Here is a 24,985-nt window from a genome sequence, read left to right as displayed (position 1 = left end):
TGTGTCCCGATCCTAGCTGAACATGTAATCGCTCTGATCGATCGTCGCGCCGTTCGCCAGCGTGATGATGTCGTTGATCAGACCGTCGGCGGACGTGACCTGCCAGTGCGTCAGGTCGATGCGCGTGACGTGCGCGCCGTCGGCCGCCGAGCCGTAGCCCTCGAACGTGATCGCATCGCCCAGCGCCTCACCTGCGCCGGCAAAGTCGAGTGCGATGTCGCCGTTGGCTTGGCCGGCTTGGAACACGAACCGGTCGTTCGCCGCGCCGCCTGAGAGAATGTCGGCGCCGCCGCCGCCATTCAGCGTGTTTGCCGTGCTGTTGCCGTAGAGCGTGTCGCCGAAGGCGGAACCGCTCAGGCCCTCGATCCCGATCAGCATGTCGCCTTGGGCATGGCCGCCGGACGTTGCGCCAGACTGCAGGTTGATCACGACGCCGGACTCCGAACCGGAATAGTCCGCGATGTCGTTGCCTGCGCCGCCGTTGACGCGGTCCGCGCCAGAGCCGCCAATGACGAAATCATCACCCGCGCCGCCAAGCACGAAATCATCGCCATTGCCGCCATCGACGCGGTCGTTTCCGGCCGCACCGTCCACCGTGTCGGCGCCGTCGCCGCCGCGCAGATCGTTCGTCACGGCGTCGCCATAGAGTTTGTCGGCGTGCGCCGAACCCACGAGCACCTCGACGCCCGAGGCGACATCGCCCTGGGCCTCGCCGCCGACGCCGGCCTTGCCGGAGATGTAAGCGGTGACGCCCGACGCCGCCTCGGCGTACGAAACCGTATCGACGCCGTCGCCGCCATTGAACCGATCGGCCCCGGCGCCGCCGAAGAACGTGTCGGCGCCCGCGCCGCCGTTCAGCGTGTCCGCGCCCGCGTTGCCGAGGAACACATCGTCGCCGTCATTGCCGCTGAGCACGTTGGCGGCGTCGTTGCCGACCAACGTATCGGCGCCTGCGCCGCCAGTTGCGTTCTCGATGGTGACGCCGTTGGCGATGGTGTAGCCGCCATAGATTCCATAGGCGTAGGAGACCCAGCCGCCGCCGCCTTCTTCGTATTGCAGCGTCGCCGCGCGAAGATCGATGCTGGCGTTCTTGGCGCCGTCATAGCGGATCTCGTCGGTGCCGCCGCCGTCCCAGATGGTGGCGTAAAACGTGCCGGCGGCGTTGACGTCCTTCAGTGTGTAGACGTCGTTGCCAGCCGCCCATTCTTCGTTGACGCCGTATTTGTCCTGGATCACCGCGATGTCGAGCGCCGCGAGCGTGCCAACCCAGCCGAAGTGATCAACTTCCGTGCCGGTGATGCCGCCCGAGCGCGATTGGCCGTAGGGCGAAGTTTGCCAACCGTCATTGTAGGACATGATGGTGAAGACTTGCTGGCTCAAGCCAAAGTCGCCGAGGCCGCCACCGATGCCAGCCGTGCCGCCGCCAGCGCCGCGCATGATGCTTGAGTGGCCGCCATTGTCGTGCGGGTGCGCCATGCCGTGGCCGTGGCCGAACTCGTGCAGCAGTGTCGGGAAGTAGAAGCCGCCTTGCTGCAAGCCCTCCTGCGTCCAGCGCACATCGCCGGCGTTGAACTCGGCCTGGCCCTCGTTTTCTTCATCCGGCGGGCTCATGCGGCCAAGCAGACTGGCGCCGACGCCCGGCGTGCCGGGATAGGTGACGAAATTGAAGTCAGCCTCAGCCCGGTTATCGACCTCAAGATAGATAATGTCGGCGACCTTTTCGTATTGGTCGAGCGCCAGGCGGAACGCGTCCTTCTCCCATTGCTCGAAGCCCTTGGCGATCATCGTGTCGGTGGAGCCCGGCGTGGTCGGGTCTTCGTCGATGAAGAGTTCGCCGGTCTTGGCGAAGTAATAGGTGATGACGTTCTTGCCAACGATGCCGGTGGCAGGATCGACGTAAGTGCCGGTGTTCGGCACGCCGTTGTCGCGCGTGCCGTTGTTTCCATCCGGATTGCGGCTGGTGTGGTCGAGCTGCGTGCCCCAGTCGATCGAGTGCAGCGGGCTGTCGGGCGAGTAGAACGGCTTGTAGGCGTAAGGATCGGCCACATAGTCGATCTTCTGCACGAACACTTCGTAGTCGCCGACGGCATCTCCGCCGGTACCGTTCGTGCCGTCCTGATCGAATGCACGCGCGTTGATGAAGTAAGTGCCTGTGTACGTGGCCTGATAGGTGAGCAGCGCGTCGAGCCCAGACGGCGTGTTCGCGCCGCCGCCGTCCGCCGTCACGATCAGCTCGCCGTCGGCATTGTAAAGTTCGATGTAGGCATCGCTGAGCGGTACGCCGCTCGGACCGCCCACAACGAGAAACTGGCCGATATTGTAGTATTGGCCGGCCTCCAGTTCGACGCTGAAGAAGTCGAAGTCTCCGATCGCGTCGATCGTCGAGACGACGTGCGGGCCGTCAACCGTGAGTTCTGCCTGCGTGCTGGTGTCACCCGGCTGCTGGTCGAGCGTCAGCAGCAACAGCGGCCCGGCGGGAATATCCTTGTCGTCGCCGACGCCATCGACCTGGAACGCGTCCAGCAGCTTGCGCTGGCTAACGCGATGTCCGGCGCCAAACGGCGCGGGCGTGCGGGTGGTTTCCCCTACGCCAAGCGAGCGCAGCGGATCCACCGTGCCCCAGGCGTCATCCAACGGGTGCAATTTGCGCGAGATCAGGTCGAGATCGGCGCCAAGTAGAAGCTGGGCGCGATGGTTGAAATACATGATATGCCCTCCAGACGCGACACACGCGTCCTCTGGGCTGCCGAACGGATGGCCGTGCGGTAATCTTCCCTACGTCATTAACTTTTTTTCGCCGGTACCATATGGCGCCCGCGAACGCAGGCTGTTTAGCCGCTGGAACTTGAGCGGGCCTCGCCGCTTTTCTCTCCGGTTGACCAAAAGGCGGTGTCTTCATGAAAATCGCGCAGATCGCGCCACTGGCGGAGCGCTGCCCGCCTGCACTCTATGGCGGCACCGAACGCGTGGTTTCGTATCTCACGGAAGAATTGGTCGAGCAGGGCCACGACGTGACGCTGTTCGCGAGCGGCGACTCCATCACAGCGGCCGAGCTGGTGCCGTGTTCAGAGCAGGCGCTGCGGCTCAATCCCGACGTGAAGGATCACTTTCCCCATCTCATGGTGATGCTGGAGCAGGTCTCGCGGCGCGCCCACGAGTTCGACCTGCTACATTTCCACATCGATCTCTTCCACGCGCCGGTCGTGCGCACTTATGCCCACAAAACGCTGACCACGCTCCATGGCCGCTTGGATCTGCCGGATTTACGCGCGTTCTATCGCCAATTCCCGCGCTTGCCGCTGGTGTCGATCTCCAACGCCCAACGCCGGCCGATGCCGCCGGTGAATTGGCTAGGCACGATTTATCACGGCCTGCCACGCGATCTGCTGCCGTTCAACCCGAGCGGCGAGCACGGCTATCTCGCCTTCCTCGGCCGCATTTCTCCAGAGAAGCGCCCCGACCGCGCGATCGAGATCGCCGCGCGCTTGGGCCTGCCGCTGAAAATCGCGGCGAAGGTGGATAACGCGGATCAGGAATATTGGGACGAAGTCATCGAGCCCATGATCCGCGCTCACCCGAACGTCGAATATGTCGGAGAGATCGGCGAGCGCGAGAAGGCAAAATTCCTTGGCGAAGCGCGCGCGCTTTTGTTTCCGATCGATTGGTGCGAACCGTTCGGCCTCGTCATGATTGAGGCCATGGCTTGTGGTACGCCGGTGATCGGATGGAACTGCGGCTCCGTGCCCGAGGTGATCGATGACGGCGTCAGTGGCTTCATCGTGGATAGTATCGACGATGCTGTTGCGGCCGTTGAACGCGCCTTTGCCCTGGACCGTCGCGGCGTCCGCGCCAGATTTGAAGAACGTTTTACCGTTGAGCGGATGGCGCGCGATTATGTGGATCTCTACAGCCGCCGGCCCGCACTCCGCGGCGTTGCAGCACTCGCGGGCGGTCGTTCAGGCCCGCCATTCATGCAAGCGAGCTAAGCCGCGGAGCCCGGCGTGACCGCCGCTGCCATAGAACCTGCCGCGCTGCCTGCGCGTGAAGACGGCGCGCAATTCCAGATTGGCGCGGCGACATCGCTGCAGGAGCGGCGCCCGCGCACGCTGAAACACGGCGATTGCTTTGCCGTGTACGACGCCAACGGCGACATCATCAGCGCGCCCGGCAGCCCGGACGGGCTCTACTTTCGCGACACCCGCCACCTCTCGAAGCTTCATCTCGCGCTCAACGGCGTCCGCCCGTTGCTGCTGAGCTCGGGCCTGCGCGACGACAACGCGGCACTGATTTGCGACCTCACCAACCCAGATTTCGAGGGCGAGAACGGCGGCCCAATCCTCCGCCACGACCACATCCACATACGCCGCGTCCGCATCCTATGGGACGCGACGGCGTACGAGCGCGTCGTGATCCGCAATTTTGACGACTGCCCGCGCCGCCTCACGCTGTCGTTCGCCTATGGCGCCGATTTCGCCGACGTGTTCGAAGTCCGCGGCGACACCCGCCCGCATCGTGGCAAGGACCTGCCGCCCGTTGTTGGCGCCGACGCCGTCACCTTCGCCTATATCGGCCTCGACGCCACAAGACGCGAAACGCATCTGCGCTTCGATCCCGCGCCGACCGCGCTGACAGCTGAGCGCGCGGACTTCCTTCTCGATCTCGCCGCTGGCGAAACGCGCATTCTCTTCATGCAGGCCGGTTGCCGCGCGCCGGCGCAAGAGCAACCGGTGCGGCGCTCATTCTTTGTCGCCATGCGCAACGCCCGCCGCGCGCTCCGCGTCTCGTCTTCGGCGGCAGCGTCGATCGCGACCTCAAACGACACGCTGAACGAAGCCATGCGCCGCAGCGTCTCCGATCTCTACATGCTGATCACGGAAACGCCTGAGGGACCGTATCCCTACGCCGGCATTCCCTGGTTCAGCACCGTATTCGGCCGCGATGGCTTGATCGCCGCGCTGCAAACGCTGTGGCTCGATCCGCACATCGCCCTCGGCGTGCTGCGCCACCTCGCCGCAAACCAAGCCGAGGACTTCGACGATTTCTCCGATGCAGAGCCCGGCAAGATCCTCCACGAACTCCGCCGCAGCGAAATGGCCGAACTCGGCGAGGTGCCGTTCCGCCGCTATTACGGCAGCATCGATTCCACGCCGCTCTTCGTCATCCTCGCCGGCGCTTACCTCGAACGCACCGACGAAGCCGAGCATGTGCGCGCGCTCTGGCCCAACATCGAAGCGGCGCTGTTGTGGATGGACAAGTACGGCGATCGCGACGGCGACGGCTGGATCGAATACGGTCGCCGCTCCGAAACCGGGCTCGCCAACCAAGGCTGGAAAGATAGTCACGATTCCATCTTCCACGCCGACGGCGCCCTCGCACGCGGCTCGATCGCGTTGGTGGAAGTGCAGGCCTATGCCTACGGCGCCTGGCGCGCCGCTGCGACGATCGCCGCACGCTTAGGCTTCATGGAGCGCGCCGCGCAACTCGACGCGCGCGCCGATGCGCTTCGACGTAGGTTCGATGCGCAATTTTTCGATGAAGAGTTGGGCACATACGTGCTGGCGCTGGACGGCGAGAAGCGGCCGTGCCGCGTGCGTAGCTCGAATGCAGGGCATGTGCTGTTCACGGGACTGGCGTTGCCGGAGCGGGCGGCATCGGTGGCGACGTCCTTGATGTCCGGCGCGTCGTTCTCCGGCTTCGGCATCCGCACCATCGCCACCACCGAAGCGCGCTACAATCCGATGAGCTACCACAATGGCTCAGTCTGGCCGCACGACACCACGCTCGTCGCCGCCGGCTTCGCGCGCTACGGCTTCCGTCACGAAGCCGCGCGCGTGTTCGAAGCATTGTTCGCCGCGTCGACGCACATGGATCTGCGCCGCTTGCCTGAACTCTTCTGCGGCTTCCCGCGCCGCCGTGGCACGGGTCCGGTGTTCTATCCTGTCGCGTGCTCGCCGCAGGCATGGGCCACAGGGTCGATGCTCTACATGATGCAGATCTGCCTCGGCCTGAAGTTTGAGCCACGCGAGAACGTCATCCGCTTACATCGCCCGATCCTGCCGGACTTCGTCGATGGCGTGACGCTGCGTCGCCTCCGTATGGGCAAGAACACGCTCGATCTCTCACTACAGCGCGCCGATCATGATGTGTTGGTGCATGTCGCGGCGCGCGACGGCGATTGCCGCGTGGTGACGTCGCTTTAGACCTTCTGCACGAAGATGGAACCCGCACTATAGCCAGCGCCGAACGAGCAGATCAGCCCCTTGTCGCCGGCTTTCAGATCATCGCTGTGATTGTGGAACGCGATGATCGAGCCGGCGCCAGCGGTGTTGCCGTAAACATCGAGCACAGTCGGCGCTTCATCCTGCGACGCTTCGTGTCCCAACACCCGTTCGGCGATCAGCCGGTTCATGTTGGAATTGGCCTGGTGCAGCCAAAGCCGGCGCATGTCGCTGGGTCTCAGATTCAACTGCGCCATGTGCTCAAGGATCATCTCGCTCACCAGCGGCACCACTTCCTTGAACACCTTGCGCCCTTGCTGAGTGATCAGCTTATCCGGATCGTCGCGATGAGCTTCGTCGGCGCGGTTCAAGAAACCGAAATTGTTGCGAATGTTGTTCGAGAAGATGGTCTTCAGTTTGGTGCCAAGAACGCTCCACGCGCCAGGCGGGGCGATGTCAGCGTGCTCAACGAGGATCGCTACCGCCGCGTCGCCAAAGATGAAGTGGCTGTCGCGATCGCGGAAGTTGAGGTGGCCAGTGGTGAGTTCCGGATTCACGACCAGCACCGAACGCGCATGCCCAGCCCGCACAATGTCGATCGCGTTCTGAATCGCGAACGTCGCCGATGAGCACGCGACGTTCATGTCATAACCGAAGCCCCCGGCGCCCAGCGCGTCCTGGACTTCGATCGCCAGCGCCGGATAGGGGCGTTGCAGTGACGAGCACGAACAAATCACCGCGCCGACGTCCGCGACATTTCGGCCAGCGCGCTCCAGCGCCCGCTTGGCCGCCTTCACCGACACTTCCGCCATCAGCGAAATCTGCTCGTTCGGCCGCTCCGGAATGCGCGGAACCATACGGTTCACATCGAGCGAGCCTTCCTTATCCAGCACAAAGCGATGCTTGATGCCGGAGGCTTTCTCGATGAACTCGACGCTCGACGGTTGCAGCGCCGCGCGCAGCCCATCGCGGATTTCAGCGGAATGCTCCGCGTTGTACCGCTCAACGTAAGCGTTGTAGCTGGCGACCAATTCGGCGTTGCTGATCGACGCTTCAGGCGTCCACAAGCCGGTTGCGGAGATGACGACGGTCAAAGCTGGTCCCCGTTCAAGTGCGTTTTCTCGTGCGCGGACGGCGCCTTAGCGCCCGGTCTGGAAAGCGTCAATCGGGCGCGCGCCGCAGGCGCTGCGTCAGGCCGGATCGCGTTGCGGCAAGATCAGCCAAGCGGGCGGATCAAGGCGAATGACGCGGCCTCCAGCAGTCAATATTTTGCCCGTTTGTGCCGCCTCCAGCGCCCGGTCGAGCCGCAGCAGCGCAATGGCGCGCCTCGACGCGCCCGTACGAATCGTACCAATCTGGGCTTGACCGGCGAGGACTGGCGTCGTCGGTGCCAACGCCTCGCCCTCAAACACGACCGGACAGAACTTCTTCCGCGTCGTCGCGCGCCGCTTCATGCGGCTGACATTCTCCTGCCCGACGAAACAGCCCTTCTGGAAATCGATGCCGTTCAACTCGTCGAGCAGTGCCTCGCCGGCAAACACTTCATCAAGCCCAGCGTCGCGCGCCAGATCGGGGACGCCGAGTGCGATGCGTTTCGATTCATACGCTGCCGCGCCATCTGGCGACCGAATGGCGGAGAGTGCACGCCAGCCCAGCGCCGGCAAACGCGGATCAAGCTGCGCTTCGCCGAACACGTCGTCAGCCACCAGCACGTTGTGCTTATCCGAAACGTCCGCGATCTCGACCTGAGACCGCAACTTATACATCGTAAGCCGCCGCAACAGATCGGCGCCACGGCTCGGGTCAGCATCGAGCACAACCGCGTCATCGCCAGCAGCCCAGATCATCATGTCGGCAATCACTTTGCCTTGCGGCGTCAGCAGCGCGCCATAGCGCAAGCCTGGCCAAACCAAATGGTCCAAACTCTGAGTCAGCAGATTATTCAGAAAATTCCGCGCGTCCGGTCCGGAAATGCGGATCAGCGCGCGATCGAGGCGGGTGGGGCCGGTCATTGCGCCTCACTTGGCCTTCTCCGCAGCTTCCCGCAACCCTGGCTGCTTGTGTTGACTTGGCATTTACCGGTCTCGGTCCTAACCGCAAGACAGAAATGGCCACCGTCCTTTTCCTCGCCCCCGCCGACCTCGGCGAGACCGTGCTCGCTTCGGGCGCGTTGGCGCATGCGCTGAGCGACGAGCGCGATCTGGTTTCGCTCTGCGTGGCCGATGAAGCGCGGCCATTGTTTCGCGCGGTGCCAGGTTTGCGCGTGTTCACACCATGGAAGCGCGCGGGACGCTTCGTGTTCTTCGCTCTGCTGCGCGGCGTGCGCTACGACGCCGTGATCGACGCGCGGGGCGGTTGGCCTGGCCGCATCATGCCGGCGCGCCGACGCATCCGTCTGGACGACGCCAAAGTGCTGCGCCACCGTGTCGAAGAATGGACGGAAGCCGCGGGCGCGCCAAAGGCGCTCACGCCGGTCATCACGCTCGACGACCAAGCCCGCACCGATGCCGCCCGTCTCGCGAACGACACTGCGCCTGTGTTGGTGATCGCACCCGGCGGTGTCACCGCTGACAAACGCTGGCCACGCGAACGCTTCGCCGCCGTCGCGCGGCGCTTAGCGGGTGGCCCAATCTCAAGCGCACAAGTCGTCGTCCTCGGCGCCGGCGCGCGCGACGCCGAAACCGTACGCGCCATCGTCTCTAGCCTTGACGCCGACGGCATCACCGCGCGCGGCGAAGCGCTCGACCTGCTCGCCGCCGCCGCCTTGATGGAACGCGCCACGCTCTGCATCGGCAACGACAACGCGCTGACCCACATCGCCGCCGCCATGGGTGCGCCGACGCTGACTTTGTTCGGCCCCACCGACGAACGCGTCCGCGCGCCGTACGGCCCACGTGCGCGAACCTTGCGGGGCAGGAGCTTGGAAGAGATTGCAGCGCTCCCAACGCTGGACGCGGGCGCTGCAATGGAGGATGTCAGCATCGACGCGGTGGAAGCTGCCGCAACTGATCTGCTGCATGCCGGAGGCTTGAGATGAGTACGTTCGTGATGCGCCGGCCCGACGACTGGCACGTCCATCTCAGAGACGGCTCAATGCTCGAGGCCGTGGTCAATTTCACCGCGCGGCAATTTGCGCGCGCCATTGTCATGCCTAACCTTGCTCCGCCGATCACCACGGTTGCGGCGGCCGAAGCCTATCGATCGCGCATCTTGGCGGCGCTTGCGCCGGGGCTTTCCTTCACCCCGTTGATGACGTGCTACCTGACTGACGATAGCGACGCTGGCGAGATCGAGCGCGGTTTCGCCGCTGGCGTCTTTACCGCGTGCAAGCTTTATCCCGCGCACGCGACAACCAATTCCAGCCATGGCGTGACCGACATCAAAAATATTCGCGGCGCCTTGGAGGCGATGCAGCGCATCGGCATGCCATTGCTGCTGCATGGTGAGGTGACGGACAAAAACGTCGATATTTTTGACCGCGAAGCCGTGTTCATAGATCGCGTCTTGTCAAAGCTTGTTAGCGATTTTCCCGCGCTGAAGATCGTGCTTGAGCACATCACAACCGAAGAGGCGGCGACGTTCGTCGCGGAAGGACCCACCACGCTCGCGGCGACGATTACGGCGCATCATCTCGACTACAATCGCAACGCCATGTTCGAGGGCGGCATACGTCCGCACTATTATTGTCTTCCTGTCGCCAAGCGCGAACATCACCGTTTGGCGCTGCGCAAAGCCGCGACGTCAGGGTCCGCCAAGTTCTTCCTTGGCACCGATTCAGCGCCGCATGCGGTCAGCGCCAAGGAAACGGCTTGCGGTTGCGCAGGCGTTTTCAGCGCGCCGCATGCGCTCGAAAGTTACGCGAAGGTCTTCGACGAAGAAAACGCGATGGACCGTTTTGAGGCTTTCGCATCCGAGAACGGTCCGCGCTTTTACGGGCTTCCTTTGAACGAAGACCAGATAGCGCTGGAACGCGCGGCTCAATCCGTACCCGCACGCATCAGCGCCGGCGAAACGGAGATCGTGCCGTTCCACGCCGACGCCACACTCGGCTGGCGCCTTGCTGGCGCGACGGCGGCTTGACCGCCGCGTCGCGCGTCTAAGCGTCACTTAGACCCGTGCGATAAAGCGCGGCGTCGTCTTCGGTGAAACAGCAAAACACAACGCGCTCCAGCGTCGGCGCGCTCGCCGCCGCTTCCTCACACGCCGCAATTGCAATTGCGCACGCAAACCCGCGCGGCCAACCAAAATTCCCGGTGCCCAAGCACGGAAACGCGATCGACTTGAACGCGCGCGAAGCTGCCATCTTGATCGCCGACGTGTAGCAGCCCGCCAGCCCCTTCACCTTCTCGCCCTCCGGCCCAGGCTCGGTCCACACCGGCGCCGCGACATGGATGATGAACCGCGCGGGCGCTTTGAACGCCGGCGTGATCACCGCCTCGCCATCGCTCAAAGCAGGCATGCGCGCAGTATGCTTGGTGAGCTCCGGCCCGGCCGCTTCGCGCAATGAGCCATCGACGCCGGAACCCGGCAACAGCCGGCGGTTCGCGGCGTTGACGACGGCGTCAACAACCAGCGTCTCAATCCGTCCCACCAGAACTTCGAACGGTGCATTCATGAGCGAAGCTTTTAGGGGCGCCGGCGAAAAATGTCCCGCTATACTGGCGGGCGATGCACATGCGGGCGGACTTGATGAAACCGGGCGAACGCCGCGCCCTCACGGCCGGCGAAATCGCGCTCGGCCGCACCGTGTTTCAAGACGAAATCGACTGGCCGAAAATCCGTGTGCTGCAGGGTCCGAAGCTTGGCTTCGGCGCGATGGTGCCGCTCGGCCGCACCATCGTGTTTTCGAAATGGACCGCCGCGCGCGATTTCGCGCAGTCGAGCGTCGATGAGCAGGGCTGGTTCGTGCACGAGCTGATGCACGTCTGGCAGGCCGCGCACGGCGTCGTCCTCGCCGGCGCCAAACTCGGCGCATTGGGCAAGGGCGCCTACGCCTACAAACCCAATCCCGCCGCGACGCTGAAGCACTACAACATCGAACGCCAAGCCGAGATCGCGCGGCATCTCTACATCGCGCGCGCCGGCGTAAGTGAGCCAGGTCAACCGCCGCTTGGGTGGCTCGAAGAGATTTGGAAGAAGCGCCGAAGCTAGTCCTGCTTCAGCGTGAACTCACCCTTGCGCGCCCGCTCCGGCAGCGATGCACAAAACTCAGCCACCGCTTCCTCGCCGTAGCGATCCACCATATCCGCAAGCGCTGCATAGATCGCGACAGACGCGATAACCTCCGGCTCCGCGCCTTCGGCTAACGCCTTCTCCCACGCGTCCAGCACGAGCTGAAGCGCGCGGCCCTTCTTGTCGGGATCGTCAGTGTTCGGCACGGGGCGACGCGTGCCGGGCGCTCAAGCCCTGCGCCACCCGAAGCCCGCGCGCGCGCAGTTCAGCTTCCATCTGGCGCGTGTTGGAGTCGCACACCGGGAAGCGCGCTTCCTCGTTGCGGTAGCCGCGGTTGAACCCCTCGACCAAAGCCGCATTGTGTTGCGGTTCGCGCTCGATCACGCCGCGCATATAATCGCGCCAACGCTGATCGCCGCGTCCGTCGCATAAGATGCGCAGATAGTGCGAGCCGCCCAGCACTTCGGAAAGTTCGACCAGCTGAGCGCGATACCATTCCTCGCCGCGCACCGGGCCTTCTTGCTGAGCGCGCGGTTGCTGTTGTTGCTGCGCAAAAGCGGGCGCGGCGGCGACGCTAAAAACCAGCGCCAGCACGCAGAAAGCGGTGCGGATTTTCATGTGCCGCCGGTAGCCTGGAAACAGGGCGGGAGTGTGGAGCACGGGTTCAGCCTGCGTTCACGGTGGGCCTCCGCGAGGCCCATGGCTGTGCTTGTTCCAATTCGTACGCCAATTCAAGCAGGCGCCGCTCCTGACCGGCGGGCGCCGAGAAGTGGCTGCCGATCGGCAGCCCGCCGGCCGACCACGCCAACGGCACGCTCATGGCCGGCGCACCGGCCACGTTCTGGAGCGGGGTGTAGCCCACATAGTCCGATAGCGTGGCGAACACGGCCATGCCCTTCGAGCCGTCAATCTGGCCCAGCGCGATCGGCGGCTTGGCCAAGACCGGCGTCAAGTAAATGTCGGCGTTGCTGAACATGGCCGCATACTGGACCTCGACCTGCCGCAGCCGCGCAACCGCCGCTACAACAGCGGCCGGGCCCTGAGCGCGAGCATGCGCGGCAAGTTCCAGCGTCAGCGGCTCAAGCAGCGCCTCAAGCGGTGTCCCCGCCGGCGCCATGCCGCGAACCAGCTCAACCACTTCGAGCGAACCGTTGGCCCAGATCAGAATGAAGTCTTCGCTGAACTGGCGCCCGTTGAACGCCGCGCGCTGCTCGCGGACTTCATGGCCGAGCGAGCGGCAAAGTTCGGCGGCAGATTCTACGGCGGCGCGGACTTCCAGGTCGGGCTCGTTGCCGAGCGCATTCGGGATGTCGACGATGATGCGCAAGCGCTGACGGTTCGGCCCGCTAACAACACCCGTCGCCGGCAGCGCCGCACCCGCGCCGGTTTGCTCCGTCGCGGCCAGCCATGCGGCGCTATCGCGGACGCTACGGCTGACGCAGCCGTTGACCGAAATTTGAATGCCGGGATCGGGCGTGCCAGACACAAACGTGCGACCGCGCGACGGCTTCAAGCCAAACAGGCCGTTGCACGACGCGGGAATGCGGATCGACCCGCCGCCATCACTCGCATGCGCCACCGGCACAACGCGCGCCGCAACCGCGACGGCCGCGCCGCCGGATGACCCGCCGCTGGAGCGGGTGACATCCCAAGGATTGCGCGTCGCGCCTTGCAACAGCGATTCAGTCGTCGCGGTGAGGCCGAACTCCGGCGTCGTCGATTTGCCGAACGGCACCAGGCCAGACGCGAACAGCGCGTCAGCATAGGGGGATTGCTCGGTCGGCACGAAGCGCTCGAACGCGCGGCTTCCGTACTTGGTCGGCCAGCCGGTGACCGGCAGCAGATCCTTGATCAAAGTCGGCACGCCCGCGAACGGCCCGCTCAACGCCGTTTGCGCACGCTCGCGCGCAGCATCATACATCGGCGACGCGATAAAGTTCAGCTGCGGGTTCACGCGCTCCGCGCGCGCGATCGCGGCCTCCAACGCTTCCGTCGCCGTGATCTCGCGGTTGCGGATACGCGCGGCGATCGCGGTGGCGTCAGAATCGCCCAGCGCGTCGGATGGCGCGGCGGTGTCCGCCGCCGGGCTGGCGCAGGCCACGGTGAGGCTGCTCAAGGCTGCAGCGCTTGCCACCAACTCGCGTCGTGAAATCGTCATCGCGTTTCCCCCATCCGCCGTCCCGCGGTTTGCCGGAGATTTGCCCGACCACGCCCCGCAAGCAAGGCGCTGACGCCGCGTGAAGGCGGCTTTGCCTCGCATCTAGCTTCGGGCAAGACGAGCCATGGCACGCATCCGCGCCGATCTGCTGCTCGTGTCACGCGGCCTCGTCGAGAGCCGCGCCAAAGCGCGCGCCGCGATCGAAGCGGGCGGTGTTCTGGCGGACGGCGCGCTTGTGCAAAAACCGTCCGACCTGATCGAGGAAACCGCCGCGCTGGCTGTCACGCCACCACACCCATGGGTGTCACGCGGCGGCGTGAAGTTGGCAGCGGCGCTAGACGCCTTCGGCGTCGATCCCGCGGCCCGCATCTGCCTCGATGTCGGCGCCTCCACCGGCGGCTTCACGCAAGTCCTGCTCACGCGCGGCGCGGCCCGCGTCTACGCCGTCGACGTCGGCAGCGCCCAGCTCCACGTCTCACTCCGCGACGACCCGCGCATCATCAACCTAGAACGCACCGACGCCCGCACCCTCACGCCGGCGCAGATCACCGAACCGCCAACGCTCATCGTCTGCGACGCCAGCTTCATCGGCGCCGCCAAAGTACTGGCGACACCACTCGCGCTCGCAGCGCCCAACGCCGATCTCATCGCGCTGATCAAACCGCAATTCGAAGCCGGCCCCAACGCCGGCCGCGCCGGCGTCCTCACCGAAGACGTCGCCCGCGCCGCCGCGCAGGCCACCATCGCAGCGCTCGACGGCGTCGAAAACTTCCGAACCGTCGCCGTGATCGATTCCCCCATCCGCGGCGGCGACGGCAATCTTGAACTGCTGCTCCACGCGCGCCGCTAAGCGCAAAGAAAAAGCCCCGGTGTTTCCACTGGGGCTGAAGTCACTGCGTACGTACGAGGGTAAAAAACTTATTCCGGGCGCCAGCGGCCGTCCGAGCCGCGGCACAGCGTGACTTGCTCGCGCACTTCACGGCCCCAGCGATCTTCGGTGATCACTTCGCCAGGACGGCACTCGCCGCGATAGTAGTCGTCGCCGCCGCGATATTGCGTGTCGCGATAACGGTCGTCACGATAGCGATCGTCGCGATAGTCTTCGTTGCCGTAATAGCCTTGGTCCGGATACTGGTTCTGGCCGTAATACGGGTCATACGAACCGCGCACTTGGCGGTCGCATTGCGCCGAGTTGCGCCCAATCGCGCCGCCCGCCACCGCGCCGACAACAGCGCCAAGCGCCGTGCCTTCATCGCGCGAGCCATGGCCGCCAGCGACGTTGTGCCCAAGCACCGCGCCCAAGATGCCGCCGATCACGGCGCCACCGGCCGTGCGGTTCTGGCGCGACTGCTGACATTGTTGCGTCGAGACGTGCTCGTCGTGATAGGTGCGGTATTGTTGGGCTGACGCCGGCTGGGCGAACGCCATCATGGCGAACGCGGAAGCGGCGAACAAAGCTTGACCTCGCATGACATGCTCCTGTCTGTCGGCAGGAGATTTGGCAGACCCCATCTGAACGGCACATGAAGCGTATGAACCGCCTCGCACGGGCCAGGCCCTTCCAGGCCGCCCGACAGGGGAGATCGGCCCCACCGGCCGCCCCTGAGGAGCGAATCCTGGAGATTTCGGCCATCGGTGGCCGGGGCGACGCGGTTACCGCGGGCGCCGAAGGCCCAATCTATGCGCCGTTCGCGCTGCCGGGCGAAAAGGTGCGCGCCTTGGTCACAGGCGGCCGCGCCGACGTGGTCGAGGTGCTGGAACCGAGCGCCGACCGCCAAGCCGCCGCCTGCCGCCATTTCGGCCGCTGCGGCGGCTGCCAGCTGCAGCACTGGAAGGACGGGCCGTACCTCGCCTGGAAGCGCGAGCAGGTGGTCGAAGCGCTCGAACGGCGCGGCCTCGGCGGCGCCGTCGTCGATGCAACCATCCCCGCCTGGGGCGAAGGCCGCCGCCGCGCCGCCTTCCACGCCGCGCGCTTCAAAGGCCAAGCCCGCATCGGTTTCATCGAACGCGGCGGCGCGCGGCTGACGCCGATCACGCAATGTCCCGTGCTCGTGCCTGCGTTGGAAGCTCTCGCACTGAAGCTTGGCCCCCTCGCTGAGCTCATACTGCCGCAACGCGGCGAGATCACGCTGCAATGCTTGGCGACCGACGCGGGCGTCGATGTCGCGATCAAGGGCGCGGGGCGCCCGCAAGCTTTGCACCGCGCCGCGCTCGAAGCCTTGAGCAATGCCGCCAACGACCTGAACCTCGCGCGTCTCTCCATGGACGGCGAAGTCGTCGTCGAGCGCGCCAAGCCCGCGCTGCGCATGGGCCGCGCCGTCGTACACCCGCCGCCCGGCGCCTTCCTGCAACCCACGGCGCAAGGCGAGGAGACGCTTTCGCGGCTCGCCATGGAGGCGCTCGCTGGCGCCGAGCGCGTCATCGATCTCTTCTCCGGCATCGGCACCTTTGCGTTGCGCGCCGCCGAATTCACCGACGTCGTCGCCGCCGAGTCCGACGCCGACATGCTCTCCGCGCTCAAGAAAGCCGCCGACAGCGCCGGCAGCGCATTGCGCGACGTGCAGATCCTCCGCCGCGATTTGCTGCGCACGCCGCTCTCCAGCCTGGAGATGAAAAAGTTCGACGCCGCCGTCATCGATCCCCCACGCTCCGGCGCCCGCCTGCAAGCCGAGCAGATCGCGCGCTCGCCGGTGCGCAAGGTGGCCTACGTCTCCTGCGACGCCGGCAGCTTCGCCCGCGACGTCAAAGTCATGATCGAACACGGCTTCCAGCTGACCCGCGTCACCCCAGTCGATCAATTCCGCTGGAGTCCGCACGTCGAAGTGGTAGGGGCGTTGGAAAGATGACCAAAACCACGCTCCTCGATTACCAAAACTCCCGCCGCAAACGCGACGCGACAGCCGACGCAGCGCCGCTGGAACCCGGCTACTGGCGCCGCAAAACGCTGACGCAAATGAACGAGCGCGAATGGGAAGCGCTGTGCGACCGCTGCAGCAAATGCTGCGTCATCTCCATCGAAGACACCGACACCAACGTGCTCTATCTCACCGACGTCTCCTGCAAACTGTTTGACACCAAAACATGCGGCTGCAGCGATTACGCCAACCGCAAACAATACGTGCCGGATTGCGTGAAGCTCACGCCGAAGAACGTGCCCAAACTGGATTGGCTGCCGCGCACCTGCGCCTATCGCCTCGTCGCCGAAGGCAAGGACCTCTACTGGTGGCACCCGCTGATCTCGGGCGATCCCGAAACCGTGCACACGTCGAACGCCTCCGTCCGCGACAAAACGCGGCCAGAGGGCCGCCTAAAAATGGCCGGCCTGATCAAGCGCATCACCAAGTGGCCTGATCCGATGGAACGGCCGCCATCAAAGCCAAGACGCAAACGCGAGCGGCGCTAGCGTCCGCTTTTCGCCGAGAACAATCATTCGACGTAACGCACAAACCTGTAGCGTACGGGGTGTGGGGGCCAATCGCCGCGAATGATCGCGACTTCAACTTGTGAGCCTGCTCTGTACAGCGTGCCGCGCGGGAGCGGGACGTTCGCGGTTGCATCTGTTTCAAGTCGAACGGCGATTGTCAGTGGAGCGCTGTTGTCTTCGGATGGGGGTTGATGGGCTCCTATCGCCGTCCCATGGACTACCTCGGCGACGTGGACGGGCATCATGCTGTAGTAGGCGAAGCCAAACACCAGCGTGACGACCGCTGCCCACACAAACCAGGAGCGCTTGAAGTCAAGGACGAAGTCCTGCCACCTCACTCGCCTGAATGCCTGCTCGATCTGCCGGGGGTCGCGAGTCATGATGAGGGACCTCTAGCACGGGCGTTCGTCCGCTTTGGGCCAACGGGTGACATTCGTCATTCCGGGGCATCGCGCAGCGATGAGCCCGGAACCCAGGGGCAAACGACGCGCTGGTCGCCCCTGGATTCCGGACCACGCTCCGCGCGTCCGGAATGACGGAATAGGGGGATGGAAGGGCGCTCTGTCCCATCGAAAGCGCGTCTCTCAATTGCCTTTGAACTCAGGCTTCCGGCGCTCGAAGAATGCAGAGACGCCTTCGCGGAAGTCATCGCTTTGGCTGGCGAGCAGCCATTGGTCGGCGTCCATGTGCATGACCGCGCGATCGAGCGCGCCTGAGACCTGATTGACGCTGCGCTTGATCATCTGAACCGCGAGCGGCGGCAACGCCGCGTAAGTCTCGGCCCAAGCGCGGGCGGTCGTTGAGAGTTCGGACGCCGGCGCCAGCGCATCGAAGAAACCCCATCGCTCAAGCGTGGCGGCGTCGAAGAGTTGACCGGTCATGATCATTTGCTTGGCCCGCGCGGGGCCGATCAGGTGAACGCAGAGCGGCAAGGCGTTCCACATCAGATTGATGCCGAGCTTGACCTCGCCATAGCCGACGCGGGCATCGTCGGTGCCAATGCGGAAGTCGCAGGCCGACGCGATGCAGGCGCCGGCGCCTGTCGCTACCCCTTGCACGGCGCATATCGTTGGCTGGTGAATCTCTTGGATGGCGCGCAGTAGCGTCGCGCCCAGTTCAGCGCGGCGTCTCCGCATCAGCAATGACGCGGCGGCTTGGCCTTGAAACCGCGGCTGGTTGAGGTCAGCGCCGACGGAGAAGTCGGTCCCTTCGCCGCGGAATATGACGGCGCGGGTTTGCTCATCCTTGGCGAAATCACCGGCGATTGCGGCCAGCGCCTCCATCATGTCGTTGGTGATGGCGTTGCGCCGCTCGGCGCGATTGATGGTGACCGTCGCGATCGCGCCATCGCGATCTAGCTTGAGGTAGGGCTCCACCGTCGGCTCACTCCTGTGCTTGGATCGTTCATGCCTAAGGCGGCGGCCGACCGCCATCATTGAATGGCTCGCGCCGCCGCATTGCCCGCTATCCGCCGGGAGCGGTCATTCGCTAGCTTCTGACGCTCGCGCTGCCTTCTTCAAGGCCGCGAGAAATCGAGGGATGTCTTTGATGCCTTGCTGAGCAGGAAGCCAGACGTCGTCAAATATCGCGCGCAGATCGGCTGGCGGCCAGCTATCCGATGCCGTTAGTATTTCGCGGAGCTCTGTTCGGTTTTGTTCGTCGTGCCGCATAAACCAAGGCCGAATCCAGTTTGTCACCAGAGCGTCGAGCTGCGCGTCAACTTCGATATCCACGCTTGTTAACGCTCGCGCCTCCTCATCACTGAGAGCATTGACGTCAACGCAGGCGAGCCAGGTGAAAAGATCGGTGGGTATTGGTGATCGATACATCGGCATCAATTTGCCCAGCAAGCGGCTGTCTGCAAAGGGCCAAGGGCAGAAATTAGGCGGATAGAGATGCAATCTATCCAACACCTTGCGCCGCGATCGCCATGAAAATCCGGCCTCATGCCAGAATCTATCCGACCGGATTGTCTCCATGCCTACGGTGCGTCCGTCCGCGCACGGGAGATTTCTGAGACGTCCGAAACTTTGGAATGTGTGGACACGGTCGGTGGGAAGCGATCGAAGCGATGTTTCGCGGAGATCAACTTAATGTTTGCGGGGAGTGAAACCGCGAAGCCCGGAGTGACGGACACTCCGCCCACAGCACCGGCGAATTGGGATTGGAGCTAAGCCCCAAGGGCAAATCCTTCGGTGAAGGGTCGGCCCGGAAGCGCACCGTGCGGAGGCGAGCTGGCCATCGTCAGCGTTCCACAACTCCTCGTCCCAGGCCGGGAAAAACGATTCGGTTACGGGGCGCGTGCAACGCGCAGGCTGCAGCAATGCAGCAACCCTAGAGACTACTCAGCGCGAACCACGCGCCCCGGCTCCCACTTGCGTGTGAGCGAAAGTCACAGGAACCGGCGGCTGCGACGCTCGCGCCGCTAGAGGCGCACGCCTGTCTGCCCTACATTCCATCCCATGAGCTTGATGCGCGATATCGGCCGCGCCCGTTATGCCGCCGCCCAGGGCGCGCGCGTGGCTTGGTACATGAGCCAGTATCTGCTCGCGCGCCGCATCTCCGGCCCCTTCAACCGCCCCGGCGATCCCAAGTTCGAACCGCAAGCGCCCGAAGGCGACAGCACGCAAATTCGTACGGCATTCCTCGATCTCTTCGCGCAAGACCGAAAGAACATCGAAGCCGGCCTCTATCCCGCGCCCCAAGACATCCGCGTCGAGCGCGCCATCTCGGCGCTCCGCAACTCCGCGAACTTCTTCCGCGATCTGCCGCAAGTCGATCAGCGCCGTTTAGAACGCGACGGCACCGAAGTGCGCGAAGTCGCCAAAGGCGACGGCCGCTACCCGAACTATTATCTGCAGAACTTCCACTACCAAACCGGCGGCTGGCTCTCGGAAGACAGCGCCAAGCTCTACGACACCCAAGTCGAGATCCTGTTCGGCGGCGCCGCCGACGCGATGCGCCGCATTGCGCTGGGCTCACTCGCGCGCGGCATCAAAGGCACGGACCAGCGCCGCGTAAAGCTCGCCGATCTCGCCAGCGGCAACGGCCGCTTCTTGCTGCAAGTCCTCGCCGCATTCCCGCGCATCCCCGCAACCGGCCTCGATCTCTCACCCGCCTATTGCGACGAAGCCCGCAAGCGCCTGGAAGACTGGCCGCAAGTGGAAATCGTCACCGGCGCCGTGGAGCAGGCGCCCTTCGAAGACGGCAGCTTCGATGCCGCCACCTGCGTCTACCTCTTCCACGAACTGCCACCACGCATCCGCCGCGACGCCGCGCGCGAGATCGCCCGCATCGTCAAACCCGGTGGCGTCTTCGTGCTGGCGGATTCAATCCAGACCGGCGACTCCGCCGACCTCGACCGCATGCTGGAATACTTCCCCGTCGGCTTCCACGAGCCCTACTTCAGCAGCTACCTAAAAGAAGATTTCGCTGCGCTGTTCGGCGAAGCGGGCTTTGACCTGGAGCAAAACGAACTCGCCTTCCTCACCAAGGTGATGCGCTTTCGCCGACGCCGGTAGCAGCACCTTCAGCCTTCTTCTCGTCGACATAAAGCACGTAAGGCTCTTCCTCATCCGCGCCCGAATTTGCGTCAATATCCTCGACAGCGAGCGCATCCGCCCCTTGGCGTTGATAGAGCGCGTCGATGTCGGCGTAGAGATCGTCTTCGCTCACTTCGGGATAGCTGCCTCGCGGGGCGTCGGCATCGTCCCGGGCGCCGGCCAAGCGCTCTTCGGCGACCGGCGCTTCGCCGGCGAACATGTATTCGTTCGACGACAACGGAACCAACCGCGTCTGATCCGCCCACGGCGTATCGACGACGCGCACGTACGACGACGGCGCCACAGCGCGGATTTCTTGACCCGGCATCAGAAAATCCATCCCACCGCCGATCACCATTTCAAAGCCCGCCACCGCCGCAACGGCGATGCCGCTGAAAGTTCCAAACGCCATCAGGCGATCTTTGAGGATAGGGCGGTCGTCCAACATGCTCAGCTCCACGCGGGAAAACGGCGCGCATGGCTCTGCTGTTCCAAACGTTCGCAGCAGAAGGGAACCCCGCATTGGAACGGAGCGGCTACGCCTCGTCCTTCACCTTGGTGCGCTCGGACGCCGGCGCTTCGGTCCGCTCAACTTCAGGCTTCGGCGGTTCCGCCGCGTCCGCCAGTTCCGAAGCCTGAGCAGGAGCACGCGCGGAGAGCGGCGTCACCGTCGCGTCTTCGATCACGCCTTCGTCGACCGTTGTTTGCACTGGCGCGGCGAACGCCAGGTCGGCGGCCGGCCGCGGCGAACGCGCCGAGATCAAGCTGGCCTGGGCGGTGTAAGGTGCGGCTCGCGCGCCTTGGCTGAGCTCCGGCCCGCCGGTCAGCAGGTAATCAACGCTGGTGACCCCGAACGCAAAGATGAGCGTGAAAACAGCCGTCGCGTGCACGCGCTCGCGGCCACGTTCGCTGAGCAGGGTGCGTTCGATCACGCCGAGCGTGGCGACCAGCGCGCGCTTGAAGAGAATAAAGGCCCGTCGCGCCAGCACCTTGGCGGTTGCCCACGCCCAAGCGCTCCATCGCTTCGTCCACGCCCAGCCGCGCGCAGCGTGCGCCTTCGCGGCGGCCGCATAGGGCCGTAGCTGCTGGATGCGGGACTGAAGTGTTGCGGAGCGTTCGAGCATGTCGCGTCCTCCCGGCGCGCGCGAGATCGAAACGAACCTTACGCCCCAAGGGCGAATGAGGCCAGGGGATCAGCCGCGCGCCACGAAAATTTATTGTACGGGCGCCGGCGCTGTCGTTTGCGCGGGCAGTTGGTAATCCACAACAGCGCCCGGCCCGAGCGGCAGGTCGAGGAATACCCACGCAAACGTCAGCGCGATGCCCGCGATGGTCAGCCACATCGAGAACGGGATCATCATGGCGGTGAGCGAGCCCAGCCCGAAGTCGGCGCGCCAGCGTTGGCAGAACGTCAGCACCAGCGGGAAGTAGGTCATCAGCGGCGTGATGATGTTGGTGGTGCTGTCGCCGACACGGTAGGCGGCCGTGGTCATCTCAGGGCTGACGCCCAGCAACATCATCATCGGCACCAGCACCGGCGACATCAGCGCCCACTTGGCGCTGGCCGAGCCGACGAACAGGTTCACGATCGCGGAGAACACCACGATCAGCACCAGCAGCACCGGCAAGGAAAGGTTCGACGCCTCGATCGCGTCGGAACCCTGCACCGCGACAATGAGGCCCAAGTTCGACCACTCGAACATCGCCACGAAGTGCGACGCCGCAAACGCGAGCACGAGGTAGTACGACATGTCGCCCATGGCCGCGGCCATCAGCTTCACGGCTTCGCGATGGTTCTTCACCGTGCCAGCCGCCGCGCCGTAGGCCCAGCCGCAGACGAAAAACAGAATGAAGAAGAACGCGACCAGCGATTGATAGAACGGCGTGAGCCGCCCTTGCGGCGTCGCCGCTTCCTCGTCGATCAGCGGCGTACCCGGCATGAACAGGAACGCGCCCCACAGCGCGCACACGATCACGGCGGCGAGTCCCGCACGGCCGAGGCCTTTGCGCTGCTCCGGCGCGAGCGGCGCGTTGCTGTCGCCGATGTTGGCCATCGGTGCGTCGTCAGGCGGCGAGAAGCGCTTCAAACGCGGCTCAATCACGGCGTCGGTCAGCCACCAGATCAGCGGCAGAAAGAGCAGCGCCATGCCGACGATAAAGTACCAATTGCCCGCGATGTTGGCGTCCCAGCTTGGATCGATGGTCTCCGCTGCGGTCTCGGTGATGCCGAACAACAGCGCATCAAGTTGGCCCGGCACAAAGTTGGCGCCGAAGCCGCCGGAGACACCCGCGAACCCAGCTGCAATGCCGGCTATCGGGTGGCGGCCAGCAGCAGCGTAGAGCACGCCCGCAAGCGGGATCAGCACAACGTAGCCCGCGTCCGCCGCGAGGTGGCCAAGCATGGCGACGACAACCACGACAGGCGTGAGCAAAAACTTCGGCGCATTGCGCACGGCCTGGCGCATGGCGCTGGCGAACAGACCGGAGCGTTCGGCGACGCCGGCGCCCAGCATCACCAGCAGCACGTAGCCGAGCGGATGGAAGTGCGTGAACGTCGCCGGCATGTCGACCCAGAGGCGGCGAATGTTGTCCGGCGAGAGCAGACTGGCGGCGGTGATGACGACGGGCGCGCCGCTCTCATCAACTTGCGTCGGGTGCAACGCCGAATAGCCGGCGAGCGACGTGAATACGCTAACCAGGATCAGCAGGCCGATGAGATAGAAGAAGATGAAAACCGGATCGGGCAATTTGTTGCCCGAGCGCTCGACCCAACCAAGGATGCCCTTTTGCGTTTCCGCCATGCGTCATCTCTCCCGCCGATCCGAATGACCGCAATCGGCGGGAGAGGCAAGCCTCAGCGCGACGGCGCTTGCTGCCGGAGCGCGCCGGCAAGCGGTTCCAAGTCTTCCACGCTGCGCACATAGGTCGGCGCGACGCGCGCGTTGGCGCGTTGTTCGTAGGCATAGGCGAACGACAAGAGCTTCGCTTCCGACCACGCTTCGCCAAGGAACGAAAGCCCCACCGGCAAGCCGTTGACCATCCCCATCGGCACGGTGACGTGCGGATAGCCGGACACCGCCGGCAACGAACTGGCGCCGCCGCCGACGAAGTGATCGCCGTTGACGATATCTGTCACCCACGCTGCGCCTTGCGTCGGCGCGACCAGCGCATCGACGCGATTGTTCTGCATCAACCCGTCCAGCATCTGGCGCGCCGTGCGTGCGGCGCGGCCTTGGGCCGCGATGTAGCGCGGATCGTTGACGCCCTGCGTGGCCTGCGCCTGCTCGAACAAGTCCTGGCCGAACAGCGCCAACTCGGCTGGGGTGGCCGTATTGAACGCTATGACTTGTTCGAGCGTGCGCGTTGTCACCTGCGTCGGCGTGGTGGCGAGATAGGCGTCGAGATCGGTCTTCAGTTCCGCGAGCAGGATGGTGAGTTCGTCGGCGCCGAGCGCATCCATGCCCGCGGGCGCGGCTTCGATTTCGACGATTTCGGCGCCCGCCGCGCGCATTTGCTCCAGTGCAGCTTCAAAGCGCTCATCCACGCCAGTATGGAAGCCCGCCATGAAACGGAGCACGCCGATGCGTCGGCCCTGCAGTGCGTTGACATCAAGGGCTGCGGAATAATCGGCGCGGCGCGCATCGGCCTCGGCCGTGGCGGCGTCAGCTGCATCCGTGCCTGCGATGGCAGTCAGCACCGCCGCAACGTCGGAAACACTTCGGCCCATCGGGCCTGCGGTGTCCTGGGAGTGGCTGATCGGCACCACATGCGTGCGCGAAACCAGGCCAACCGTCGGCTTGATGCCGACAAGGCCAGCGGCCGAAGAGGGGCAGACGATCGATCCATCCGTCTCGGTGCCGATGGTGATCGCGGCCAAGCTCGCAGCTGCCGCGCTGCCGGACCCCGAACTTGATCCGCAGGCGTTGCGGTCAAGCGCGTAAGGATTGCGCGTGAGACCGCCGACCGCGCTCCAACCGCTGGTCGATGCGCTGGAGCGAATGTTGGCCCACTCGGAGAGATTGGTTTTGCCGAGAATGATCGCGCCGGCTTCGCGCAAGCGCGCCACCAACGGTGCATCGCGCCCCGTCATATTCTGCGCCAACGCCAGCGAGCCCGCCGTGGTGGCGTTCTCGACGGTTTCGATATTGTCCTTCAGCAGGATCGGAATCCCATGCAGCGGCCCGCGCACTTGACCAGCCGCGCGCTCGGCGTCCAATGCACGCGCTTGTTCGAGCGCCTGCTGGTTGAGCGAAAGCACGCTGTTGAGAGTGTGTCCGGCGTCGTCGATCTCGGCGATGCGGTTGAGATAAGCCTGCACCAGCTGCTCGCTCGTCACCACGCCGGAGGCCAGATCCGCTTGCAGCTGCGCGATGGATTTTTCTTCGACCTCATAGGCCGGCGTACGCTGCCCGCACGCGACCAGCATCAACGCCGCCGCCGCCGCAATGAATACCCGCATCATTCCCTCCGC

24 protein-coding genes are annotated in these 24,985 nt (G+C 64.8%); 9 read left to right on the top strand and 15 right to left on the bottom strand.

Annotation, left to right across the window (positions count from 1 at the left end; translation table 11 throughout):
• Positions 1-12: 12 nt before the first annotated feature.
• A complete protein-coding gene (locus DSM104635_RS12815; RefSeq protein WP_158766577.1) occupies positions 13-2,706 on the bottom strand; it encodes a M10 family metallopeptidase C-terminal domain-containing protein in 2,694 nt (897 codons plus the stop codon).
• Between the two features lie 191 nt (positions 2,707-2,897).
• On the opposite strand from DSM104635_RS12815, the gene DSM104635_RS12810 reads away from it, so the two are divergent.
• Both DSM104635_RS12810 and DSM104635_RS12805 read left to right on the top strand, forming a co-directional pair.
• Entirely contained in the window at positions 2,898-3,986 is a 1,089-nt protein-coding gene (locus DSM104635_RS12810) for a glycosyltransferase family 4 protein (protein WP_158766576.1), read from the top strand.
• Positions 3,987-4,001: 15 nt separating this feature from the next.
• Positions 4,002-6,200: an amylo-alpha-1,6-glucosidase gene (locus DSM104635_RS12805; RefSeq protein WP_158766575.1), complete on the top strand. Its 2,199-nt coding sequence runs from the start codon at positions 4,002-4,004 to the stop codon at positions 6,198-6,200.
• Here DSM104635_RS12805 and DSM104635_RS12800 read toward each other — a convergent pair.
• Both DSM104635_RS12800 and ygfZ read right to left on the bottom strand, forming a co-directional pair.
• Positions 6,197-7,312 carry a beta-ketoacyl-ACP synthase III gene (locus DSM104635_RS12800; RefSeq protein WP_158766574.1) on the bottom strand — a complete coding sequence of 372 codons (1,116 nt, stop codon included), beginning with the start codon at positions 7,310-7,312 and terminating at the stop codon, positions 6,197-6,199. The two genes, DSM104635_RS12805 and DSM104635_RS12800, sit on opposite strands and share 4 nt — an antisense overlap.
• A gap of 96 nt (positions 7,313-7,408) precedes the next feature.
• Positions 7,409-8,230 carry a CAF17-like 4Fe-4S cluster assembly/insertion protein YgfZ gene (ygfZ, locus tag DSM104635_RS12795; protein WP_158766573.1) on the bottom strand — a complete coding sequence of 274 codons (822 nt, stop codon included), beginning with the start codon at positions 8,228-8,230 and terminating at the stop codon, positions 7,409-7,411.
• A gap of 95 nt (positions 8,231-8,325) precedes the next feature.
• Between ygfZ and DSM104635_RS12790 the strand changes: the two genes are divergently transcribed.
• Positions 8,326-9,255: a glycosyltransferase family 9 protein gene (locus DSM104635_RS12790; RefSeq protein ID WP_158766572.1), complete on the top strand. Its 930-nt coding sequence runs from the start codon at positions 8,326-8,328 to the stop codon at positions 9,253-9,255.
• Positions 9,252-10,298, top strand: coding sequence for a dihydroorotase (gene pyrC / locus DSM104635_RS12785; protein ID WP_158766571.1), 1,047 nt, complete (start codon positions 9,252-9,254; stop codon positions 10,296-10,298). The genes DSM104635_RS12790 and pyrC overlap by 4 nt, the downstream gene beginning before the upstream one ends.
• A 16-nt stretch (positions 10,299-10,314) precedes the next feature.
• Here pyrC and DSM104635_RS12780 read toward each other — a convergent pair whose 3' ends face one another.
• Positions 10,315-10,833 (bottom strand): macro domain-containing protein, encoded by a 519-nt coding sequence (locus DSM104635_RS12780; protein WP_158766570.1) that lies wholly within the window; start codon positions 10,831-10,833, stop codon positions 10,315-10,317.
• Positions 10,834-10,907: 74 nt separating this feature from the next.
• Here DSM104635_RS12780 and DSM104635_RS12775 point away from each other — a divergent pair, with 74 nt between their 5' ends.
• Positions 10,908-11,369 carry a hypothetical protein gene (locus DSM104635_RS12775; RefSeq protein WP_158766569.1) on the top strand — a complete coding sequence of 154 codons (462 nt, stop codon included), beginning with the start codon at positions 10,908-10,910 and terminating at the stop codon, positions 11,367-11,369.
• Here DSM104635_RS12775 and DSM104635_RS12770 read toward each other — a convergent pair.
• The 3 genes from DSM104635_RS12770 to DSM104635_RS12760 are packed head-to-tail and all read right to left on the bottom strand — an operon-like array spanning position 11,366 to position 13,548.
• The gene (locus tag DSM104635_RS12770) at positions 11,366-11,596 is read right to left on the bottom strand and encodes a hypothetical protein (RefSeq protein WP_158766568.1); all 231 of its coding nucleotides are present in this window, start codon (positions 11,594-11,596) and stop codon (positions 11,366-11,368) included. The genes DSM104635_RS12775 and DSM104635_RS12770 overlap by 4 nt on opposite strands.
• Positions 11,583-12,008, bottom strand: coding sequence for a TIGR02301 family protein (locus tag DSM104635_RS12765; RefSeq protein ID WP_158766567.1), 426 nt, complete (start codon positions 12,006-12,008; stop codon positions 11,583-11,585). Before DSM104635_RS12765 ends, DSM104635_RS12770 begins: the two co-directional genes overlap by 14 nt.
• A 46-nt stretch (positions 12,009-12,054) precedes the next feature.
• Positions 12,055-13,548: an amidase gene (locus tag DSM104635_RS12760; RefSeq protein WP_158766566.1), complete on the bottom strand. Its 1,494-nt coding sequence runs from the start codon at positions 13,546-13,548 to the stop codon at positions 12,055-12,057.
• Between the two features lie 124 nt (positions 13,549-13,672).
• Between DSM104635_RS12760 and DSM104635_RS12755 the strand changes: the two genes are divergently transcribed.
• Positions 13,673-14,398, top strand: a complete 726-nt coding sequence (locus DSM104635_RS12755; RefSeq protein ID WP_158766565.1) for a TlyA family RNA methyltransferase — start codon at positions 13,673-13,675, stop codon at positions 14,396-14,398.
• A 68-nt stretch (positions 14,399-14,466) separates the two neighbouring features.
• On the opposite strand, the gene DSM104635_RS12750 is transcribed toward DSM104635_RS12755, so the two are convergent.
• Positions 14,467-15,018: a glycine zipper 2TM domain-containing protein gene (locus tag DSM104635_RS12750; RefSeq protein ID WP_158766564.1), complete on the bottom strand. Its 552-nt coding sequence runs from the start codon at positions 15,016-15,018 to the stop codon at positions 14,467-14,469.
• 53 nt (positions 15,019-15,071) lie between these two features.
• Here DSM104635_RS12750 and DSM104635_RS12745 point away from each other — a divergent pair, with 53 nt between their 5' ends.
• Both DSM104635_RS12745 and DSM104635_RS12740 read left to right on the top strand, forming a co-directional pair.
• Positions 15,072-16,394, top strand: a complete 1,323-nt coding sequence (locus DSM104635_RS12745) for a class I SAM-dependent RNA methyltransferase (RefSeq protein WP_228445682.1) — start codon at positions 15,072-15,074, stop codon at positions 16,392-16,394.
• Positions 16,391-16,951 carry a YcgN family cysteine cluster protein gene (locus DSM104635_RS12740; RefSeq protein WP_158766563.1) on the top strand — a complete coding sequence of 187 codons (561 nt, stop codon included), beginning with the start codon at positions 16,391-16,393 and terminating at the stop codon, positions 16,949-16,951. The genes DSM104635_RS12745 and DSM104635_RS12740 overlap by 4 nt, the downstream gene beginning before the upstream one ends.
• Before the next feature lie 23 nt (positions 16,952-16,974).
• On the opposite strand, the gene DSM104635_RS12735 is transcribed toward DSM104635_RS12740, so the two are convergent.
• From DSM104635_RS12735 to DSM104635_RS12725, 3 genes are all read right to left on the bottom strand, one after another.
• The gene (locus DSM104635_RS12735) at positions 16,975-17,352 is read right to left on the bottom strand and encodes a hypothetical protein (RefSeq protein WP_158766562.1); all 378 of its coding nucleotides are present in this window, start codon (positions 17,350-17,352) and stop codon (positions 16,975-16,977) included.
• Positions 17,353-17,556: 204 nt separating this feature from the next.
• A complete protein-coding gene (locus DSM104635_RS12730; RefSeq protein WP_228445681.1) occupies positions 17,557-18,348 on the bottom strand; it encodes an enoyl-CoA hydratase/isomerase family protein in 792 nt (263 codons plus the stop codon).
• Between the two features lie 105 nt (positions 18,349-18,453).
• Complete coding sequence (locus DSM104635_RS12725) at positions 18,454-18,873, bottom strand: hypothetical protein (RefSeq protein ID WP_158766561.1); 420 nt, start codon at positions 18,871-18,873, stop codon at positions 18,454-18,456.
• A 561-nt stretch (positions 18,874-19,434) separates the two neighbouring features.
• Between DSM104635_RS12725 and DSM104635_RS12720 the strand changes: the two genes are divergently transcribed.
• Positions 19,435-20,493 (top strand): class I SAM-dependent methyltransferase, encoded by a 1,059-nt coding sequence (locus DSM104635_RS12720; RefSeq protein WP_158766560.1) that lies wholly within the window; start codon positions 19,435-19,437, stop codon positions 20,491-20,493.
• On the opposite strand, the gene DSM104635_RS12715 is transcribed toward DSM104635_RS12720, so the two are convergent.
• The 4 genes from DSM104635_RS12715 to DSM104635_RS12700 form a co-directional block, all read right to left on the bottom strand.
• The gene (locus DSM104635_RS12715; RefSeq protein ID WP_158766559.1) at positions 20,459-20,962 is read right to left on the bottom strand and encodes a hypothetical protein; all 504 of its coding nucleotides are present in this window, start codon (positions 20,960-20,962) and stop codon (positions 20,459-20,461) included. The genes DSM104635_RS12720 and DSM104635_RS12715 overlap by 35 nt on opposite strands.
• A gap of 88 nt (positions 20,963-21,050) precedes the next feature.
• Entirely contained in the window at positions 21,051-21,638 is a 588-nt protein-coding gene (locus DSM104635_RS12710) for a hypothetical protein (protein ID WP_158766558.1), read from the bottom strand.
• A gap of 90 nt (positions 21,639-21,728) precedes the next feature.
• Positions 21,729-23,315 (bottom strand): AbgT family transporter, encoded by a 1,587-nt coding sequence (locus tag DSM104635_RS12705; protein WP_158766557.1) that lies wholly within the window; start codon positions 23,313-23,315, stop codon positions 21,729-21,731.
• 53 nt (positions 23,316-23,368) lie between these two features.
• Entirely contained in the window at positions 23,369-24,976 is a 1,608-nt protein-coding gene (locus tag DSM104635_RS12700) for an amidase (protein ID WP_228445680.1), read from the bottom strand.
• Between the last annotated feature and the right edge of the window lie 9 nt (positions 24,977-24,985).

Source organism: Terricaulis silvestris (genome assembly GCF_009792355.1).
Lineage (GTDB): Bacteria > Pseudomonadota > Alphaproteobacteria > Caulobacterales > Aquidulcibacteraceae > Vitreimonas > Vitreimonas silvestris.
Note: the sequence above shows the minus strand (reverse complement) of the source record. Positions and strands in the feature narration are given on the sequence as shown.

Excerpts from the sequence above, each read along its gene's own strand:
- DSM104635_RS12705 (WP_158766557.1), bottom strand. The coding sequence starts at position 23,315 with ATGGCGGAAACGCAAAAGGGCATCCTTGGTTGGGTCGAGCGCTCGGGC.
- DSM104635_RS12760 (WP_158766566.1), bottom strand. The coding sequence starts at position 13,548 with ATGACGATTTCACGACGCGAGTTGGTGGCAAGCGCTGCAGCCTTGAGC.
- DSM104635_RS12715 (WP_158766559.1), bottom strand. The coding sequence starts at position 20,962 with ATGTTGGACGACCGCCCTATCCTCAAAGATCGCCTGATGGCGTTTGGA.
- DSM104635_RS12745 (WP_228445682.1), top strand. The coding sequence starts at position 15,072 with ATGAAGCGTATGAACCGCCTCGCACGGGCCAGGCCCTTCCAGGCCGCC.
- DSM104635_RS12740 (WP_158766563.1), top strand. The coding sequence starts at position 16,391 with ATGACCAAAACCACGCTCCTCGATTACCAAAACTCCCGCCGCAAACGC.
- DSM104635_RS12710 (WP_158766558.1), bottom strand. The coding sequence starts at position 21,638 with ATGCTCGAACGCTCCGCAACACTTCAGTCCCGCATCCAGCAGCTACGG.
- DSM104635_RS12780 (WP_158766570.1), bottom strand. The coding sequence starts at position 10,833 with ATGAATGCACCGTTCGAAGTTCTGGTGGGACGGATTGAGACGCTGGTT.
- DSM104635_RS12765 (WP_158766567.1), bottom strand. The coding sequence starts at position 12,008 with ATGAAAATCCGCACCGCTTTCTGCGTGCTGGCGCTGGTTTTTAGCGTC.
- DSM104635_RS12810 (WP_158766576.1), top strand. The coding sequence starts at position 2,898 with ATGAAAATCGCGCAGATCGCGCCACTGGCGGAGCGCTGCCCGCCTGCA.
- ygfZ (WP_158766573.1), bottom strand. The coding sequence starts at position 8,230 with ATGACCGGCCCCACCCGCCTCGATCGCGCGCTGATCCGCATTTCCGGA.
- DSM104635_RS12735 (WP_158766562.1), bottom strand. The coding sequence starts at position 17,352 with ATGACTCGCGACCCCCGGCAGATCGAGCAGGCATTCAGGCGAGTGAGG.
- DSM104635_RS12790 (WP_158766572.1), top strand. The coding sequence starts at position 8,326 with ATGGCCACCGTCCTTTTCCTCGCCCCCGCCGACCTCGGCGAGACCGTG.
- pyrC (WP_158766571.1), top strand. The coding sequence starts at position 9,252 with ATGAGTACGTTCGTGATGCGCCGGCCCGACGACTGGCACGTCCATCTC.
- DSM104635_RS12815 (WP_158766577.1), bottom strand. The coding sequence starts at position 2,706 with ATGTATTTCAACCATCGCGCCCAGCTTCTACTTGGCGCCGATCTCGAC.
- DSM104635_RS12750 (WP_158766564.1), bottom strand. The coding sequence starts at position 15,018 with ATGCGAGGTCAAGCTTTGTTCGCCGCTTCCGCGTTCGCCATGATGGCG.
- DSM104635_RS12755 (WP_158766565.1), top strand. The coding sequence starts at position 13,673 with ATGGCACGCATCCGCGCCGATCTGCTGCTCGTGTCACGCGGCCTCGTC.
- DSM104635_RS12700 (WP_228445680.1), bottom strand. The coding sequence starts at position 24,976 with ATGATGCGGGTATTCATTGCGGCGGCGGCGGCGTTGATGCTGGTCGCG.
- DSM104635_RS12775 (WP_158766569.1), top strand. The coding sequence starts at position 10,908 with ATGAAACCGGGCGAACGCCGCGCCCTCACGGCCGGCGAAATCGCGCTC.
- DSM104635_RS12720 (WP_158766560.1), top strand. The coding sequence starts at position 19,435 with ATGAGCTTGATGCGCGATATCGGCCGCGCCCGTTATGCCGCCGCCCAG.